General features: G+C 65.8%; 4 protein-coding genes. All 4 read left to right on the forward strand.

The window, feature by feature from the left end:
• Positions 1 to 232 precede the first annotated feature (232 nt).
• Complete coding sequence (locus tag AC3WN7_RS28525) at positions 233 to 1,084, forward strand: putative selenate ABC transporter substrate-binding protein (RefSeq protein WP_102675849.1); 852 nt, start codon at positions 233 to 235, stop codon at positions 1,082 to 1,084.
• Complete coding sequence (locus tag AC3WN7_RS28530) at positions 1,081 to 1,878, forward strand: phosphonate ABC transporter ATP-binding protein (protein WP_102675848.1); 798 nt, start codon at positions 1,081 to 1,083, stop codon at positions 1,876 to 1,878. Before AC3WN7_RS28525 ends, AC3WN7_RS28530 begins: the two co-directional genes overlap by 4 nt.
• A complete protein-coding gene (locus AC3WN7_RS28535) occupies positions 1,872 to 2,699 on the forward strand; it encodes a PhnE/PtxC family ABC transporter permease (RefSeq protein WP_102675847.1) in 828 nt (275 codons plus the stop codon). The genes AC3WN7_RS28530 and AC3WN7_RS28535 overlap by 7 nt, the downstream gene beginning before the upstream one ends.
• The coding region (locus tag AC3WN7_RS28540) for a PhnE/PtxC family ABC transporter permease (protein ID WP_102675846.1) at positions 2,696 to 3,328 on the forward strand (633 nt) is incomplete at its 3' end. The genes AC3WN7_RS28535 and AC3WN7_RS28540, both read left to right, overlap by 4 nt.

Raw genomic sequence — 3,328 nt, forward strand, 5'->3', positions numbered from 1 at the left:
GGACCCAAGAGCGCTGCGTTTAGTCAGTAAACACGCGGCATCGTTTACGACCATCGCGAGCAAGCTCGCTCCTACAGTTTCTTTTTCGCCCTTATCCCTGCTGCAAGGCTGGTCAAGCACTCAAGACCCCCTATAATCGCGCCGTTTTCGTCTACCCTCACGAAGCGTCGTGCAGCAATCAGCTTGTGCGGGGCGCATCGACATTTTTCCGCTATTGAACCGGAGAACTTCCATGCTCAAACGTACCCTGGCCTTGGCCGTCGGCCTGACCCTGTCCCTTTCCACCCTGCTGGCACAGGCTGCCGAGACCCTCAAGGTCAGCGCCATTCCCGACGAAGCCCCCACCGAATTGCTGCGCAAGTTCAAGCCACTGGGCGAATACCTGGAGAAGCAACTGGGCATGAAGGTCGAGTTCGTGCCGGTGTCCGACTACCCGGCGGTGGTCGAGGCGCTGGCCACCGACCGTATCGACATGGCCTGGCTGGGCGGCTTCACCTTCGTGCAGGCGCGGTTGAAAACCGGCAATGCCATTCCCCTGGTACAGCGTGAGCAGGATGCGCAGTTCACCAGCAAATTCATCACCGCCGACCCAGCGGTCAAATCCCTGGCCGACCTCAAGGGCAAATCGTTCGCCTTCGGCTCGGTCTCGTCGACGTCCGGCAGCTTGATGCCGCGTTATTTCATGCTGCAGGACGGCATCAAGCCGGAAACCTATTTCAGCCGCGTCGGTTACTCCGGCGCCCACGACGCCACGGTCGCCTGGGTTCAGGCCGGCAAAGTGGATGCCGGCGTACTCAACGCCAGCGTCTGGGAAAAACTGGTCAAGGCCGGCAAGGTCGACACCGACAAGGTCAAGGTCTTCGCCACCACACCGGCCTACTTCGACTACAACTGGACCGTGCGCGGCACCCTCGACCCGGCCCTGGCCGAGAAAATCAAGGTCGCCTTCCTCACGCTCGACCCGGCCAACCCGGAGCAAAAGGCGATCCTCGACCTGCAGGCCGCCAGCCGCTTCATCGAAACCAAGCCTGAGAACTACAAGGGCATCGAGGAAGCCGCGCGCGCTGCCGACCTGCTGAAATGACCTTGCATCTGAACCGGGTCAGCCTCACCCACGACACGGGCGTGCGGGCGCTGCATGAGGTCGACCTGCACATCAGCGCCGGTGAGCAGGTGGCGATCATCGGCCCGTCCGGTGCCGGCAAGTCGAGCCTGCTGAACCTGCTGGCCACCGCCCTGCGCCCCGGCAGCGGCACGGTCGAAGTGCTCGGCGAGCACGCCTGGCAGCTCGGCGCCCGACAGCGCCAGCGCCTGCGCGCGCGCATCGGCCTGGTGCATCAGGCGCCGCCGCTGCCACCGCGCCAGCGCGTGGTCACGGCGGTGCTGGCCGGCAAACTGGGGCAGTGGGGTTTTGCCAAAAGCCTGCTGAGCCTGCTGCATCCGGTGGATGTGCCCGGCGCACGCGCAGCCCTGGTCAAACTCGACCTGGGCGACAAGCTGTTCGCCCAGTGCCAGCAATTGTCCGGTGGCCAACTGCAGCGCGTGGGCATTGCCCGCGTGCTGTACCAGGCCCCCGACGTGCTGCTGGCCGATGAGCCGGTGTCGGCGATGGACCCGGTGCTGGCCGGGCACACCCTGTCGATCCTCTGCCGCCATGCCCGGGAACACAAGGTGACCCTGGTCGCCAGCCTGCATGCGGTGGAGCTGGCGCTGAGCAACTTCTCGCGCATCATCGGTTTGCGCGACGGCCAGATCCTCTTCGATCTTCCCGCTGCCGACATCGACCACGACTTGCTCGACCGGCTCTACGCCAACGAGCAACTGCAATCCCCGCCCGCTCCGGTGGCGCCCTTGAGCCTGCAGATTCCCCGATGCTGACGCGCGATACACGAGACCCGGCCACCCTGCCCCGCCTGCTGCTCAGTCTGCTGGCGCTGGCCCTGCTGTGGCCCGGCCTCCACTTCAGCGAACTGGACCTGGGTGTGCTGCTCAAGGCCGACAGCCAGAGTGAAATGGGCCGTTTCGTTTCGGCCTTCTGGCCACCGGCCCATGGCGAAGAGTTCCTCCAGCTGCTGTGGCAAGCCACCTTGCAAACCCTGGCCATCGCCACCGCCGGCATGGCCCTGGCCTTGCTGCTGGCCGTGCCCGCCAGCCTGCTCGCCAGCCGCGCCCTGTCACTGTCGGCGGCTTCGCGCAGCGGTCGCCCGAGCGCCCTGGGCCGGTTGTTGCGCTGGCCGGTGCGCGGGTTGCTGATCTTCCTGCGCAGCGTGCCGGAAATCGTCTGGGCCCTGCTGTTCGTGCGCGCCGTCGGCCTTGGCCCGACCGCCGGGGTGCTGGCCATCGCCATCACCTACAGCGGCATGCTGGGCAAGGTCTACGCGGAAATCTTCGAGTCAGTCGACCAGCGCCCCGCCCACTCACTGCTGCAAGCCGGCAGTGGCCGGTTGGCGGCGTTCTGCTACGGCATCCTGCCCAATGTCGCGGCGGAACTGCTGTCGTACACCGTGTACCGCTGGGAATGCGCGATCCGCGCGTCCGTGGTGATGGGCTTCGTCGGCGCTGGCGGGCTGGGCCAGCAGATCGACCTGTCGCTGCGCATGTTCGCCGGCGGTGAAGTGGCGAGCATGCTGCTGACCTTCTTCGTCCTGGTGCTGTTCGCCGACCAGATCAGCCGCCTGCTGCGCTGGAGGTTCGCATGAATCGCCTGATCAACCTGCTGCTGATCCTCTGCATCGGCGCCGCGGTCGTCGCCTCGTTCCGCTATCTGGGCATCGACCTCGGCGAACTGACAGGCAGCGGCAACCTGAAGCAGATGGGCGCCTACGTACTGCGCTTTCTCAGCCCGGACCTGAGCCCCGGCCACCTGCAAGCCATCGGCCGTGGCGCCGTGGAAACCATGGCCATGTCCGCCCTCGGCACCCTGCTCGCGGCGGTGTTCGGCCTGCTGCTGGCGCTGCCGGCGGCCGGGCGTTTCGGCTGGCTGTTGCAGAGCGCGTCGCGACTTGTACTCAATGGCCTGCGCGCCATTCCCGAACTGGTGTGGGCCGCGCTGATGGTACTGGCCGCCGGCCTCGGCCCGAACGCCGGCACCCTGGCACTGGCCATGCACACCACCGGGGTACTCGGCCGCTTGTTCGCCGAAGCACTGGAAAACACCCCGCCACAACCGGCCGAAGCCATTCGTTTGCAGGGCGGTAATGTGGTCTGGGCTTTCTGTTACGGCACCTTGCCCAACCTGTTTCCGCAGCTGCTGGCGTACATTTTGTACCGCTGGGAAAACAACATTCGGATGGCCAGCGTGTTGGGGTTTGTTGGGGCTGGGGGGTTG

Source organism: Pseudomonas sp. FW305-70, from assembly GCF_058783925.1.